Origin of the sequence: Bradyrhizobium iriomotense (assembly GCF_018129405.1) — a bacterium.
Classification (GTDB): domain Bacteria; phylum Pseudomonadota; class Alphaproteobacteria; order Rhizobiales; family Xanthobacteraceae; genus Bradyrhizobium; species Bradyrhizobium iriomotense_B.
Genome location: NZ_JAFCLP010000008.1, coordinates 156,672 through 168,422, shown reverse-complemented (window position 1 = coordinate 168,422; position 11,751 = coordinate 156,672). Strand labels below are relative to the sequence as shown.

14 protein-coding genes are annotated in these 11,751 nt (G+C 64.9%); 6 read left to right on the top strand and 8 right to left on the bottom strand.

Annotated elements, in window-relative coordinates:
* Positions 1-1,140, top strand: coding sequence for an amidohydrolase/deacetylase family metallohydrolase (locus tag JQ592_RS18985; RefSeq protein ID WP_211404328.1), 1,140 nt, complete (start codon positions 1-3; stop codon positions 1,138-1,140).
* Positions 1,141-1,147: 7 nt separating this feature from the next.
* Here the strand turns inward: JQ592_RS18985 and JQ592_RS18980 are convergent, their stop codons facing one another.
* The 3 genes from JQ592_RS18980 to JQ592_RS18970 are packed head-to-tail and all read right to left on the bottom strand — an operon-like array spanning position 1,148 to position 2,644.
* Positions 1,148-1,741: a TlpA family protein disulfide reductase gene (locus JQ592_RS18980; protein WP_211404327.1), complete on the bottom strand. Its 594-nt coding sequence runs from the start codon at positions 1,739-1,741 to the stop codon at positions 1,148-1,150.
* Positions 1,734-2,195, bottom strand: a complete 462-nt coding sequence (locus tag JQ592_RS18975; RefSeq protein ID WP_211404326.1) for a DsrE family protein — start codon at positions 2,193-2,195, stop codon at positions 1,734-1,736. The genes JQ592_RS18980 and JQ592_RS18975 overlap by 8 nt, the downstream gene beginning before the upstream one ends.
* Before the next feature lie 20 nt (positions 2,196-2,215).
* On the bottom strand, positions 2,216-2,644 hold the full coding sequence (locus JQ592_RS18970; RefSeq protein ID WP_211404325.1) for a DoxX family protein: 429 nt from the start codon (positions 2,642-2,644) through the stop codon (positions 2,216-2,218).
* Positions 2,645-2,747: 103 nt separating this feature from the next.
* On the opposite strand from JQ592_RS18970, the gene JQ592_RS18965 reads away from it, so the two are divergent.
* Positions 2,748-3,632, top strand: a complete 885-nt coding sequence (locus JQ592_RS18965) for a LysR family transcriptional regulator (RefSeq protein WP_211404324.1) — start codon at positions 2,748-2,750, stop codon at positions 3,630-3,632.
* Between the two features lie 34 nt (positions 3,633-3,666).
* Here the strand turns inward: JQ592_RS18965 and JQ592_RS18960 are convergent, their stop codons facing one another.
* Positions 3,667-4,392: an alpha/beta fold hydrolase gene (locus JQ592_RS18960; protein ID WP_211404323.1), complete on the bottom strand. Its 726-nt coding sequence runs from the start codon at positions 4,390-4,392 to the stop codon at positions 3,667-3,669.
* Between the two features lie 120 nt (positions 4,393-4,512).
* Here JQ592_RS18960 and JQ592_RS18955 point away from each other — a divergent pair, with 120 nt between their 5' ends.
* Positions 4,513-5,493, top strand: a complete 981-nt coding sequence (locus JQ592_RS18955; protein WP_211404322.1) for a helix-turn-helix domain-containing protein — start codon at positions 4,513-4,515, stop codon at positions 5,491-5,493.
* On the opposite strand, the gene JQ592_RS18950 is transcribed toward JQ592_RS18955, so the two are convergent.
* Positions 5,494-6,639 (bottom strand): acyl-CoA dehydrogenase family protein, encoded by a 1,146-nt coding sequence (locus JQ592_RS18950; protein WP_211404321.1) that lies wholly within the window; start codon positions 6,637-6,639, stop codon positions 5,494-5,496.
* A 126-nt stretch (positions 6,640-6,765) separates the two neighbouring features.
* Here JQ592_RS18950 and JQ592_RS18945 point away from each other — a divergent pair, with 126 nt between their 5' ends.
* Positions 6,766-7,443, top strand: coding sequence for an alpha/beta hydrolase family protein (locus JQ592_RS18945; protein WP_211404320.1), 678 nt, complete (start codon positions 6,766-6,768; stop codon positions 7,441-7,443).
* 3 nt (positions 7,444-7,446) lie between these two features.
* Here the strand turns inward: JQ592_RS18945 and JQ592_RS18940 are convergent, their stop codons facing one another.
* Complete coding sequence (locus tag JQ592_RS18940) at positions 7,447-8,421, bottom strand: ketopantoate reductase family protein (RefSeq protein WP_211404319.1); 975 nt, start codon at positions 8,419-8,421, stop codon at positions 7,447-7,449.
* 150 nt (positions 8,422-8,571) lie between these two features.
* Here JQ592_RS18940 and JQ592_RS18935 point away from each other — a divergent pair, with 150 nt between their 5' ends.
* Together JQ592_RS18935 and JQ592_RS18930 are read left to right on the top strand one after the other, a co-directional pair.
* Entirely contained in the window at positions 8,572-9,372 is an 801-nt protein-coding gene (locus JQ592_RS18935) for an enoyl-CoA hydratase-related protein (RefSeq protein ID WP_211404318.1), read from the top strand.
* Between the two features lie 60 nt (positions 9,373-9,432).
* Complete coding sequence (locus tag JQ592_RS18930; RefSeq protein ID WP_211404317.1) at positions 9,433-10,353, top strand: TonB family protein; 921 nt, start codon at positions 9,433-9,435, stop codon at positions 10,351-10,353.
* Here the strand turns inward: JQ592_RS18930 and JQ592_RS18925 are convergent.
* Together JQ592_RS18925 and JQ592_RS18920 are read right to left on the bottom strand one after the other, a co-directional pair.
* Positions 10,350-10,619 (bottom strand): hypothetical protein, encoded by a 270-nt coding sequence (locus JQ592_RS18925; RefSeq protein WP_211404316.1) that lies wholly within the window; start codon positions 10,617-10,619, stop codon positions 10,350-10,352. The genes JQ592_RS18930 and JQ592_RS18925 overlap by 4 nt on opposite strands.
* A 161-nt stretch (positions 10,620-10,780) precedes the next feature.
* A complete protein-coding gene (locus tag JQ592_RS18920; protein WP_211404315.1) occupies positions 10,781-11,665 on the bottom strand; it encodes a LysR family transcriptional regulator in 885 nt (294 codons plus the stop codon).
* Positions 11,666-11,751 lie beyond the last annotated feature (86 nt).

Genomic DNA, 11,751 nt, shown 5'->3' with positions numbered 1-11,751 from the left:
ATGCCTTTTGACTTGATCCTGCGCGGCGGAAGGGTCGTTGACCCCTCTCAGAAGCTCGATGCCGTGACGGATGTCGCTTTTTCGGGTGGCAAGGTTGCCGCGATCGGCTCCGGACTCAAGGCGGATCCGGGCACGGATGTGCGCGATGTCTCGCAGTTCATCGTGACCCCGGGGTTGATCGATCTCCACACCCATGTCTATTGGGGCGGCACCTCGCTTGGCATCGATGCCGAGGAATTTTGCCGCCTCTCGGGCGTCACCACGGCGGTCGATACCGGCAGTGCCGGGCCCGGCAATTTCGCCGGTTTCCGCAAGCATGTGATCGAGCCGAGCCAGGTCCGCATTCTCGCTTATTTGCACGTCTCGCATGCCGGCATCTTCGGCTTCTCGCACCGGATCATGGTCGGCGAGAGCGAGGAGCTGCGGCTGATGAATCCGATCGAGGCGGCCAAGGTGGCCGATGCCAACCGCGATCTCATCGTCGGCATCAAGGTGCGCGTGGGCTTGCATTCCTCGGGCACCTCGGGGCTGGTGCCGCTCGACATCGCGCTCGAGGTTGCCAACGAGGTCGGCATGCCGCTGATGGCGCATATCGACCATCCACCGCCGAGCTATGAGGACGTGCTCGCACGCCTGCGCCCCGGCGACGTTCTCACCCACGCGTTCCGTCCCTTCCCCAATACGCCGGCGACCGCGCAGGGCACGGTCAAGAAGGTCGTGCTGAACGCGCGCGAGCGCGGCGTGCTGTTCGACATCGGTCACGGCAAGGGCTCGTTCGCGTTCAAGACCGCGCGTGCGATGCTCGCCAACGGCTTCTATCCGGACACCATCTCCTCCGATATTCACCAGCTCTGCATTGATGGCCCGGCTTTCGACCAGGTGACGACCATGTCGAAGTTCCTGTGCATGGGCATGGAGCTCTCCGATGTGGTCGCGGCCTCGACGGTGAACGCTGCGATGGCGCTGCGGCGTCCCGAGCTCGGCAGCCTCAAGCCGGGCAGCGTCGGCGACGCCACGCTTGTTACGGTCAGGCAGGGCCAGTTCGACTATGAGGACGTCGTCGGCGAGCACCTGATCGGCGACAGGAAGATCGTCTCGGAGGGCGTCGTCATCGGCGGCCGCTGGTGGCATCCGAATTGAGACGGCACTAGCCCTGCTCGCGATAGAATTGCAGCAGCCGCGCGCCCGCGGGTGAGAGCCAGTCGGGTGCGCCTGCGACGTAGCCCTCGATGCGCCCGCCCATCCCGACGAGATAAGTGATGGGCATGCCGACGAGCGAGAATACCGCGGCCGATGCTTCGGCTGCCGCGCCGTAGCTGTCGGCATAGCAGGCGAGGTTCTGCACGGCGAGGCCGCCGAGAAACGCGCGGATCTTGCGGAGGTCTTTGGTGTCCGTGCAGATCGCGACGATGTCGAGGTGGTCGGGTCGCGATCCCGCAAGGCTTGCGAGCATCGGCAGATCGAGCTTGCAGGCCGCGCACCAGGTCGCCCAGAAGTTCACCAGCGTGATGCGGCCCGGTTTTGCCGTCACGATCGCATCCCGGCCGTGCAAATCCTGAAGCCTGAGTTGTGGCATCATCGCCCGCGGCCGCACCACCGTGAACTGGCTGCGGTCGGCCTCGAACACCGGTGGCCAGCCGTCCTGCGCGCCGCCTGTGCGCGGGACAGCGAGTGAGGCTACCGCGGCCATCAGGATCGATCGCCGCGACAGCGCAACGCCTTCGTGCGCCGCCTTACGCATGGATATAAGCCCAGCCCTTCAGTTGCAGATCGACGACGCGGCCGATCCCGAACGGGACGAGGCTTGCGCCTGGGATCAGCGGAATCGAGATCTGCTCCTTGGCTTCCGCGATCGTCTTTGACGAGGCGCACATGCTGTAGGTGAGATTGGGCAGCGACTGCCGCAGCGTCGCGAGCGGCTCGACCAGCGGCGTTTTGTCGGCGCGGAACACGTCGATGCCCTTGCCGTTGGCGACGACCTCGATCTGCAATCGCGCGCCCCGCTCCGCAAAATGCTTTGAGAGGTTGGCCGAGTAGCTGATCGCGTGACCCATGACATAGGGCTCGTTGCTGTCGATCAGGATGACGACGCCATCGGCGAGGCGATCCTCCCTGGCGGCGGCGGCGCCGCCGGCCGTGAGGATCGCGGTGCCGGCGAGCAGGCCCCTGCGGGACCATCGATTGGCAGGGATCATGGCGACGGCGCTCCTGCCGGTCAGAACTGCCGCGGTGCGATCGGGGCCTTGTTGTTGCGTCCCCACAGCACGAACACGGCGAGCGCCAGCAGGACGACATTGAGCGGCGCCACCGCGGCCTCGCCGCGCGAGAGATGGAAGAGGAGCGCAATCACCTGCAATACCGAGCAGCCGAGCGCAGCGAGCACCGTCAGCCGCGGCAGGATCCGCGTCAGCGCCGGCAGCAGGATGCCGATGCCGCCGGCGAGATCGACCAGCGCGATGGATCGAACGAACGTCTCGGAATACTGGCCGGCCCAGGGCATCATCGCGGCCAGCTGGGGAATCGGTGTGGTCAGCTTCACGAATCCCGCCGAGATGAAGACGAAGGCAAGGACGATTTGGGCGGCCCAGAGGCCGATGCGAAGGGCGCGGCCGGGGGTGGGGGGTTCGAAGGTGGTGGCGGACATGGTGGTTCTCCAAACGGTGAGGGTTGCCACCATTTGATGGTTTCTCCATTTTTGATCATTATATGTTTCAGGATAGGTTCCTTTCCTGGATGTTGATGATCTCATGGATTCCCTGGTCAGCATGAGGGTGTTTTGCCTGGTCGCAGAGCTGAAGAGCTTTGCGGCTGCGGCGCAGCGCCTGCGCATCTCCCCCGCCATGGCGAGCAAGCACGTGATGCAGCTCGAGAAGCGGCTGGGCACGCGGCTGCTCAACCGGACCAGCCGCCGCGTCAGCCTCAGCGAGAGCGGCACGCTCTATTTCGAGCAGGCGCGGCAGATGCTGGATTCGCTCGATGAGGTCGAGGCCGCCGTCAGCCATGCCACCGTCGTGCCGCGCGGCACGCTGCGGCTGACCGCGCCGGTGTGGATGGCGAACACGATCTTCGCAAGCGTGCTGGCGGATTATCAGGCGCGATATCCAGATGTGCGCCTCGACGTCGATCTCAGCGGGCGGCTGGTCAACCTCGTGGAGGAGGGATTCGATCTCGCTTTGCGCGCGACCGCCGCGCCCGACGAGGCGCTGATCGCGCGTCCGATCACCAACGTTCCGTTCTACATGGTCGCCGCGCCGGCCTACCTCAAACGCGCAGGGCGCCCGGCCAGGATCGCCGACATCGCCGGCCACGCGCTATTGCACTACGCGCTTTATCCCGGCGAGAGCTTTTCCTTCCAGGGCGAGAACGGCCCCGAGACCATCAAGCTCGATCCGGTGCTGCGCAGCGCCAACGAGACGCTGCTGCACATGGCCGCGCTCGAAGGCATGGGCCTCGCCTTCCTGCCGAAATGGCTGGTCGCCGCCGACATCGCTGCGGGGCGTCTCGAACACGTCATGCCGGAGCACATCGTCTTCGTCGGCAAGCTGTTCGCGGTCTATCCCAGCCGCAAATATCTCTCCGCGAAGGTGCGGACCTTCATCGACTTCGTCGCCGCCGACAAGCGGATGAGGTAGCTCCAGCGGACCACGAGATCAGCTGCGGGGCCCGTCAGTCGCGTCCCGCCTCCATGATCGCCTTGGCGAGGCGGGCCGGATCGGAGAAGCACAGCTCGTGGCTTCCCGGCACCTGCACCAGGCGGAACAGGCCGAGCTTCTCCGACAGACGCGGATGCCAGCCATAGCTGTGCGGCAGCGCGGTGTCCTCGGTGCAGTTGATGTAGGATTTTGCCAGCGGCATTTCGGCCGGGTTGGCCTTGAGCGCGATCTTGTCGGTGAAGGTCGCGAGCGGATGCGGATTGAGCACGTCATAGGCGCGCTGCGCCGTCTCGATATCGGCATCGTTGATGAAGGCTTCGCGCCAGACCGGGAATGGCAGCACCACCGAACCATCGCCGCGCTCGGCCGCGATCGCGTCGAACAGCCCGATATAGTGCGGCGGCACCATGTCGTTGAGGCACTCGCCATTGTTGGGCACGAAGGCGTTCCAGTAGACGAGACGGCGGATGCGCTCGGGCGCGAGGTCGGCGACACCGGTGATGACCATGCCGCCATAGGAATGGCCGAGCAGGATGACGTCCGTGAGATTGTTCTCGGCGAGGTAGTCGGCGACCGATTGGATCGCTTCCTTCAGCCCGGTCGTCTTGGTGTCCCCCGGGCGGTTGCCCTTGATCGTCGGCGTGTGGACCTGATGGCCGTGGGCGCGGATCGGGGCCGCCACAGGCTCGAACTCCGTGCCGGTATGCCAGGCGCCGTGAACGAGGACGTAGGTCGACATGTTGTGGCTCCTCCCGTGGGTGTGTTTAGATCGGCGCAGCGTCGCCGCGCGGCAAATGTGGACCGGCGACTGATTTGTTGCTTGGCTGGAAGTGAACCGGATTGGTCTCGGAGTGAACCGATGCAGCAGATCGAGCGCGCCGTTCCGTCACGCCAATCGGCCTGGAATACCGCGGGCCTGCGGCCGAACGAGCAATTCGCCTATTACCGCGAGGCGATCTGCCAGGCATTCATGAATCTGACGCCGGAGCCGACGGCCGCGGCTGGCTTTCCAGCTAGCGTCGAGCACGTCCGTCTCGGCGATGCCGCGATCAACCGCGTCGGCTTTCCCGAGCATGTGGTGCGCCGCTCCGCTGCCGACATCGCGGCGTCCGACCGCAGCTGCTTCTACCTCAACCTGAAGCTGGCCGGCCGCTGCCGCATCCAGCAGGATGGCCATGAGATCAGCCTCTCGCCCGGGCAGGTCGGAATCTTCGACAGCGACCGGCAGTTCGCCCTGCTGCATGATCGTGGTCCGCAATTGCAGGTGGCCTCGTTCTGGGTGCCGGCAGGCGCACTGCGCGAGCGGTTGCCGGCGTCGTTCGACATCACCGCCTGCCGCGTCTCAGACGATCCGTTCGTCGGCAACCTCATCGTGGAGACGGCGCGCACGCTGAGCGACGGAGCGCTGCGCATGACCGAGGACGAGGGCGTGCGGCTGTTTCGGGCGCTGATCGAGCTGGTTGCCGTCAGCCTGTCGCGGTGCAGCCGGGCAGGTGCTGCGGAATCGGAGAGCCTCACTGATGCGACCACGCTGGCGTTGAAACGCGCCATTCACCGGCGGCTCCGTGAGCCCGGCCTTGCGGTTGCTGATGTCGCCGACGCCGTGGGGATCAGCGAGCGCTACGTGCATAAGCTGCTGGCGCGATCGGGCTCCAGCTTCACCGAATATGTGATCGAGCATCGGCTCGATGGCGCGGCCAGGAATCTCAGGGATCCCGCCATGGCGGATCGGGCGATCGGCGCCATCGCGTTCGACTGGGGTTTCTCGGACCTCTCCCACTTCACGCGGCGCTTCAAGCAGCGTTTCGGCTGCCGGCCGCGCGACTGGCGTACGCGGTGATCACAGCGACCGCGCGATCAGCAGCTTCATGATCTCGTTAGTGCCGCCATAGATCTTCTGGATGCGGGAATCGATGAAGATGCGCGAGATCGGGTACTCCTGCATGTAGCCGTAGCCGCCGAACAGCTGCAGGCATTCGTCGGCAGTCTGGACCTGCTTGTCCGAGCACCAGTATTTCGCCATCGATGCCGTCACGGTGTCGAGATCTTTTGCGATGAGCCGCTCGATGCACCAGTCGACGAAGACACGGGCGATCATCGCCTCGGTCTTGCGCTCGGCGAGCGTGAAGGCGGTGTTCTGGAAATCCATCAGAGGCTTGCCGAAGGCCTTCCGCTCCTTGGTGTACTCGGTGGTGAGTTTTACGGCCCGCTCCATCGAAGCGACGGCGCCGACTGCGAGCGCGAGGCGCTCCTGCGGCAATTGCTGCATCAGCTGGACAAAACCCTGGCCTTCCTCCTTGCCGAGCAGGTTTTCCGGGGCTACCTGCACATTGTCGAAGAAAAGCTCCGACGTGTCGGAGGCGTGCAGTCCGATCTTGTCGAGGTTGCGCCCGCGCTTGTAGCCGTCCGCACCCGCCGTCTCGACCACGATCAGCGAAATGCCTTTGGCACCTAGCTCGCCGGTGCGCGCGACCACGACGACGAGATCGGCAGCCTGGCCGTTGGTGATAAAAGTCTTCTGGCCGTTGATGACGTAGGAATTGCCCTGCTTCTTCGCGGTGGTCTTGACGGCCTGGAGGTCCGAGCCGGTGCCGGGCTCGGTCATGGCGATGGCACCGACCATCTCGCCCGAGGCCATCTTCGGCAGCCAGCGCTTCTTCTGCTCCTCCGAGCCGTAATTGAGGATGTAATGCGCGACGATGGCGCTGTGCACGGAGACGCCGGTCGTCAGCTCCGGCACGGTGCTCTCGAGATCGTCGAGCACCGCGGCGTCATAGGCGAAAGTTGCACCCAAGCCGCCATATTCCTCCGGCACGCTCGCCAGCAGCGCACCCATCTCGCCGAGCCCGCGCCAAGCGAAGCGGTCAACCATCTTCTGCTCGCGCCATTTTTCCGCATGCGGGGCCAGGTCCTTGGCAAGATACTTCCGGAACTGGTCGCGGAAGATTTCGAGCTCTTCGGTCATCCAGGAGGAGCGGTAGGACATGGTTACCTCGGTTGATGCAGCGTTCCGGCTTGGTAGGCTAGTCGGCGGCGGCAATTATTGTGTTTTCAGGCTGCGCCGGTGACGCTACCAAGGCGGCCGTAACAGCGTCTGTCGGGATGTCTGATTGTGGCGACCAAAACTCAAGAGCTCAAGCTCGACATCGAACGCATCGGCACGGTCTCGGCGATCCTGACGCTGCCGGCCGATGCGCGCGCCTGCTATGTCCTTGCGCACGGCGCGGGTGCGGACATGCGGCATTCCTTCATGGAGAAGGTCGCGGCGGGCCTCGGCGAGCGCGGCATTGCGACGTTCCGCTTCAATTTTCCCTATATGGAAGAGAAGAGGGGGCGTCCCGACCAGCCCGCCGTCGCGCACGCCGCCGTTCGCGCGGCTGTCGCGGAGGCGGCGCGGCGCTGCCCCAGTCTCAAGCTTGTGGCGGGCGGAAAGTCGTTCGGCGGGCGCATGACCTCACAGGCGCAGTCCAAGGCTGCATTGCCTGATGTCAAAGGACTCGCCTTCCTCGGCTTTCCCCTGCATGCCGACAAGAAGCCGTCGTCCGAGCGCGCCGAGCACCTCGCCGGTATCACGGTCCCCATGCTGTTCCTGCAAGGCACCCGCGATGGGCTTGCTGATCTCAGCTACCTCAAGCCTGTCGTCGAGAAGCTCGGCCCGAAGGCGACGCTGCATCAGGTCGAAGGCGGGGATCACTCGTTTGCGGTGCTGAAGAAGTCCGGCCGCAGCAATGACGAGGCGCTCACAGAGGTGCTGGACGCGCTCGCAGCCTGGATCGACCAAATCGCCTGAAGTTCACGCCGAATACAGCCCCTTGTCGCGCGCCTTCTGGATCGCCAGCGCCGCGATCAGGTCGAGCGTCGGCGTCGACAGGCCGGCGGTGCGCGCGAAGGCGGCCGGGGCCCTCACCAGCACATCGATCTCCATGGCGCGGCCGAGCTCGTAATCCTGCAGCAGCGACGGCTTGTGGTTGGGGGCGGGGCCGCTGCGCGTGACGCGCTTGACCTCGGGGATGAAGTGCTGGGCAATGTCGTTGGCCTCGTTCAGCATGCGCGGAATGACCTCGGCAAAAGCGGGGTCGTCGCGCACGGCGCGCGCGGTCTGGCCGGTGAGCAGGCACAGCACCGAGAGCGACATGTTGGTCAGCAGCTTTGACCAGATCGCCTCGCGGATCTCGGCCACCGGCGGTGATTCCAGCCGCGCGTCGTTGAGGACGTTGCGGAGCTTGGTGATGCGCTCGCAATTGCGATCGTCGCATTCGCCGATCAGGAGGCGGTTGCGGTCGGGCGTCAGGTTCTGCACGACGCCGGGTGCGGTCACCTCGTTGGAGGAGAAGATGACGCCGCCGATGATCCGCTCCTTCGGAATGCAGGCGCGCAGGCGGCCGCCGGGATCGAGGAACGAAATATCCGGCGGTGTCGGATGCCGGGGCGGCAGGCCGATGTTGTACCACCAGGGAATGCCGTTCTGGGCGAACACGATGGCGGTGTCGTCCTGGAGCAGCGGCTTGATGCTGGAGACCAGCCCCGTCAGCGCAGTTGCCTTCAGCGTGGAGATCACGACGTCCTGGGGGCCGAGCTGGGCCGGATCCCCTGATGCGTTCACCTTGGCGGAAACCTCGGAATCGCCGACCCGTAGCTTGAGGCCGCCCGCGCGCACCGCCTCCAGGTGCGCGCCGCGCATTACGCACGAGACCTCATGACCGGCGCGTGCCAGCCGTACCGCAATGTGGCTGCCGACGGCGCCCGCGCCGAAAATGCAGATGCGCATGTGATGTCCCGTCCTGATCCCTTGGTGCCGTCAGAAGGCAGCATGACACAAGCCGCCATGCGATGGACGCGGCTGCCCTACGCCGGAAAGATATGGATCAAGGCGCGCGGCCTCGGCCATAGTGCGTGGCAAACAACCGGAGGATCGCCGATGACTGCCAGCCCTGTCCTGTGGAGCCTCGATGAGCGCGGGGTTGCGACCGTCACGTTGAACCGGCCGGAGGTGAACAACGCCTATGACGGCGCGCTGATCTCGGGCGTGCTGGCGGCCATGGACGAGCTGGCTAAGAAGCCGGCCTTGCGGGTCGTCGTTCTCAGGGGCAACGGCAAGCATTTCCAGGCCGGCGCCGACCTCAAATGGATCAACGGCGTGCGGCCGCAATCGACGGAAGCCAACGAGGCGGCCTCGCGTGCGACTTTCGAAGCCGTGCAGCGGCTCAACACCTTGGCCGTCCCGACGGTCGCCCTGGTGCAGGGCGGCTGTTTCGGCGGTGGCACCGGCGTGATCGCAGCCTGCGACGTCGTGATTGCGGCGGATAACGCCCTGTTCTCCATCACCGAGGTGCGCTGGGGCCTGACCGCGGCGATCATCATTCCGCAGCTCTGCGACGCCATTGGTGTACGGCAAGTCCGCCGTTACGCGCTCACCGGCGAGCGTTTCGGCGCCGAGGACGCCCGCCGCATCGGCCTCGTGCATGAGGTGGTGCCGCTCGCCGACCTCGAGACCGCAGGCCGCAAGGTGGTCGAGCAGCTGCTCGCCAACGGACCGGAGGCGATGGCCGAGACCAAGAAGCTGGCGCTGGAGAGCTCGTTCGGCGGCATGGCGGTGGACGATGCCGCCTACACGCGGCTCGTGCAGCTGCATTCGCGCAAGCGCCAGAGCGCGGAGGCCGCGGAAGGGCTGGCCTCGTTCGCAGAGAAGCGGGCGGGGAATTGGAGCAACCAAGGGTAGATTTTGCTCCAGCGATGTGCAGGATGGCCGCCACTATCGAGAGTGTGGGGCCGAGAGGTTATGGGTCGGAAGTCCATTCTTGCGCTATGGTTGATCGTCACAATCTGGCCCGCTCATGCAAGCTCCGATGACATCGTCATCTGCAACGACGAGAAGGTCGCCTCCGCCATACGCATCGAAGTTTGCACAAGACTGCTCGATCAGGAAAAGAACCGGGAGAGCCGGTCCCGACTGCTGGCCCGCCGCGCCGATGCCTATTTTGACAAGGACGACTTCGCACATGCGCTGACCAATTTCGACGAGGCGATTGCAAGTCATCCGGGGAATGCTGACGCCTTCATGCGTCGCGGTTTCCTGCACTGGTACCGTCTCGAAGATGACGCCGCGTTCAAGGATTTCGATGCGGCGCTTCGGCTTGATCCGACGCCATCGCGCCTGTTGTCCCGGGGGCGGAGACACGTTTTGCTGCGGCAGTTCGATGCTGGGATTGCCGACATGACGCGGGCGATCAAGCTCGATCCTCGCTCCAGGGACGCCTATGCGGATCGCGCATGGGCTTACAGCCGGAAGAAGGAATTCGATCGCGCGATCTCGGACTATGACCGCGTGCTCAAGCTTGACCCAAGTGACGGCCGCAGCACGCTGGCGCGTGACAGTGTGCGCGCGGCGAAGGGGGCAGGTGTGAAATCCATCGATGCATACGGGCACATGTTGTTTGCGCGGCTGCAGATCGAAAAATCCTATCCGCGGCAGGCCGCTCTGGACAAGGTCGAAGGGACGGCCGAACTTTCCTTTCGCATCTCCCATTGGGGATTGCTCGCGGCGAGTAGCGTGAAGACCAGCTCAGGCTCGGCCATGCTGGATGAGGCGGCGCTCAATACCCTCAGGCAGGCGCAGCCGTTCCCGCCGCTGCCGCCCGGCAGCAAGCCGGTGGAGGCCTTCGTGATCTCACTTGTCTATAAGCACTCGTCACAGCGTTAGCAGCCGCGGCAGATGTTGTTGATGCTGCGGTAGACGGCGTCGTCGTCCTGTCGCATCTGGCGCAGTGTTTCGAGCGTCGTGCTCTCGGTCGGCGCGGCGGGCTTGCGCTTCGCGGCAAGCTCTTCCTCCTGACGCTTGTAGCACGCCTCGCGATCGGGCTTGGCCTGGATGAAGCGGCAGTTTTGCTCCACCGCGGAGGCAGCGGTGGTTGAGATCGCGAGAACGATCAGGGCGGCGAATGCGTATTTCACGAATGTCGAATCCATGGCGGCCCTTCTCTCAGTTCCGTCACGCGAGAGCAACTGCGATGTTGTGACAGGCGCGCACCTCGTAGCCCGGATAAGCGAAGCGACATCCGGGAATGTCGCGAGAGTCCCGCATGTCGCTTCGCTCATGCGGGCTACCGCCGCCTCACGATCGACGCGGCTCACAGCGACGGCGCCAATGACGTTTTCAGCAGCGTCAGCAGCGCCTGCACCGCAGCGGCGTTGCGCCGCCGCTCGGGGATTGCAGCCTTCACCCACAATTCCGGAATCGGAAAGTCGCGCAGCACGGGCTTCAGCCTGCCGTCACGCAAGGCATCCGCGACGAGATAATGTGACATCAGCGCGATGCCGTTGCCGGCGATCGCGCTGCGCGCCAGCACGTGGCCTTCGTTGGAGGAGAGTAATGGACTGACCTGGATGCTGATGCGGCCGCGCGGCCCGTCAAAGATCCACTCCGGTCCCGTCGGCAGAAAACTGAGGCAGCGGTGCTCGACCAGGTCGCGCGGATGTTTCGGCGTGCCGTGCTTCTTCAGGTACGCGGGCGAGGCGCACAGCAGCCGCTTCAGCAGACACAGGGGCTCGTCGACCACACCGCCGAAGGAATGCGGGAAGGCGCCGATGGCGATGTCAAAGCCTTCGGTGACGGGATCGACCGGGCGATCGATCAGCACGATCTCGAGTTTTAATCGCGGGTTCTGGGTCTGGAAGGCGCTGAAGGCGTCGGCAAGGCGCGCCACCGTCAGCGAGGTCGGCGCCTTGATGCGGAGGTGATCGACCAGATCGTGGCCCTTCTCGCCCATGCGCGAGAGCAGGTCGGTGGCGTCAGTGACGACGCCGCGCGCGCGATGCACGTAGCGCTGGCCGGCCTCGGTCAGGCGCAATTGCCGCGTCGAACGGTGAAACAGCGGCGTGCCGATCCGCGCCTCCAGTTGCGTGACGCGCTTGGCGACGACGGAGGTCGAGACATTGAGCTTGCGTGCCGCGGCCGAGAAGCCGGCGGCATCCGCGGTGGCGAGGAAGGCCTGGAGGTTCACGAGGATGTCCATCTTCACCTTTCTCGATTCGTGAAAGCTGATCGCATATTTTGGTGGATTGTAGCCTGCTGCGCGTTAATTCATAGTCGCCCGCAAGC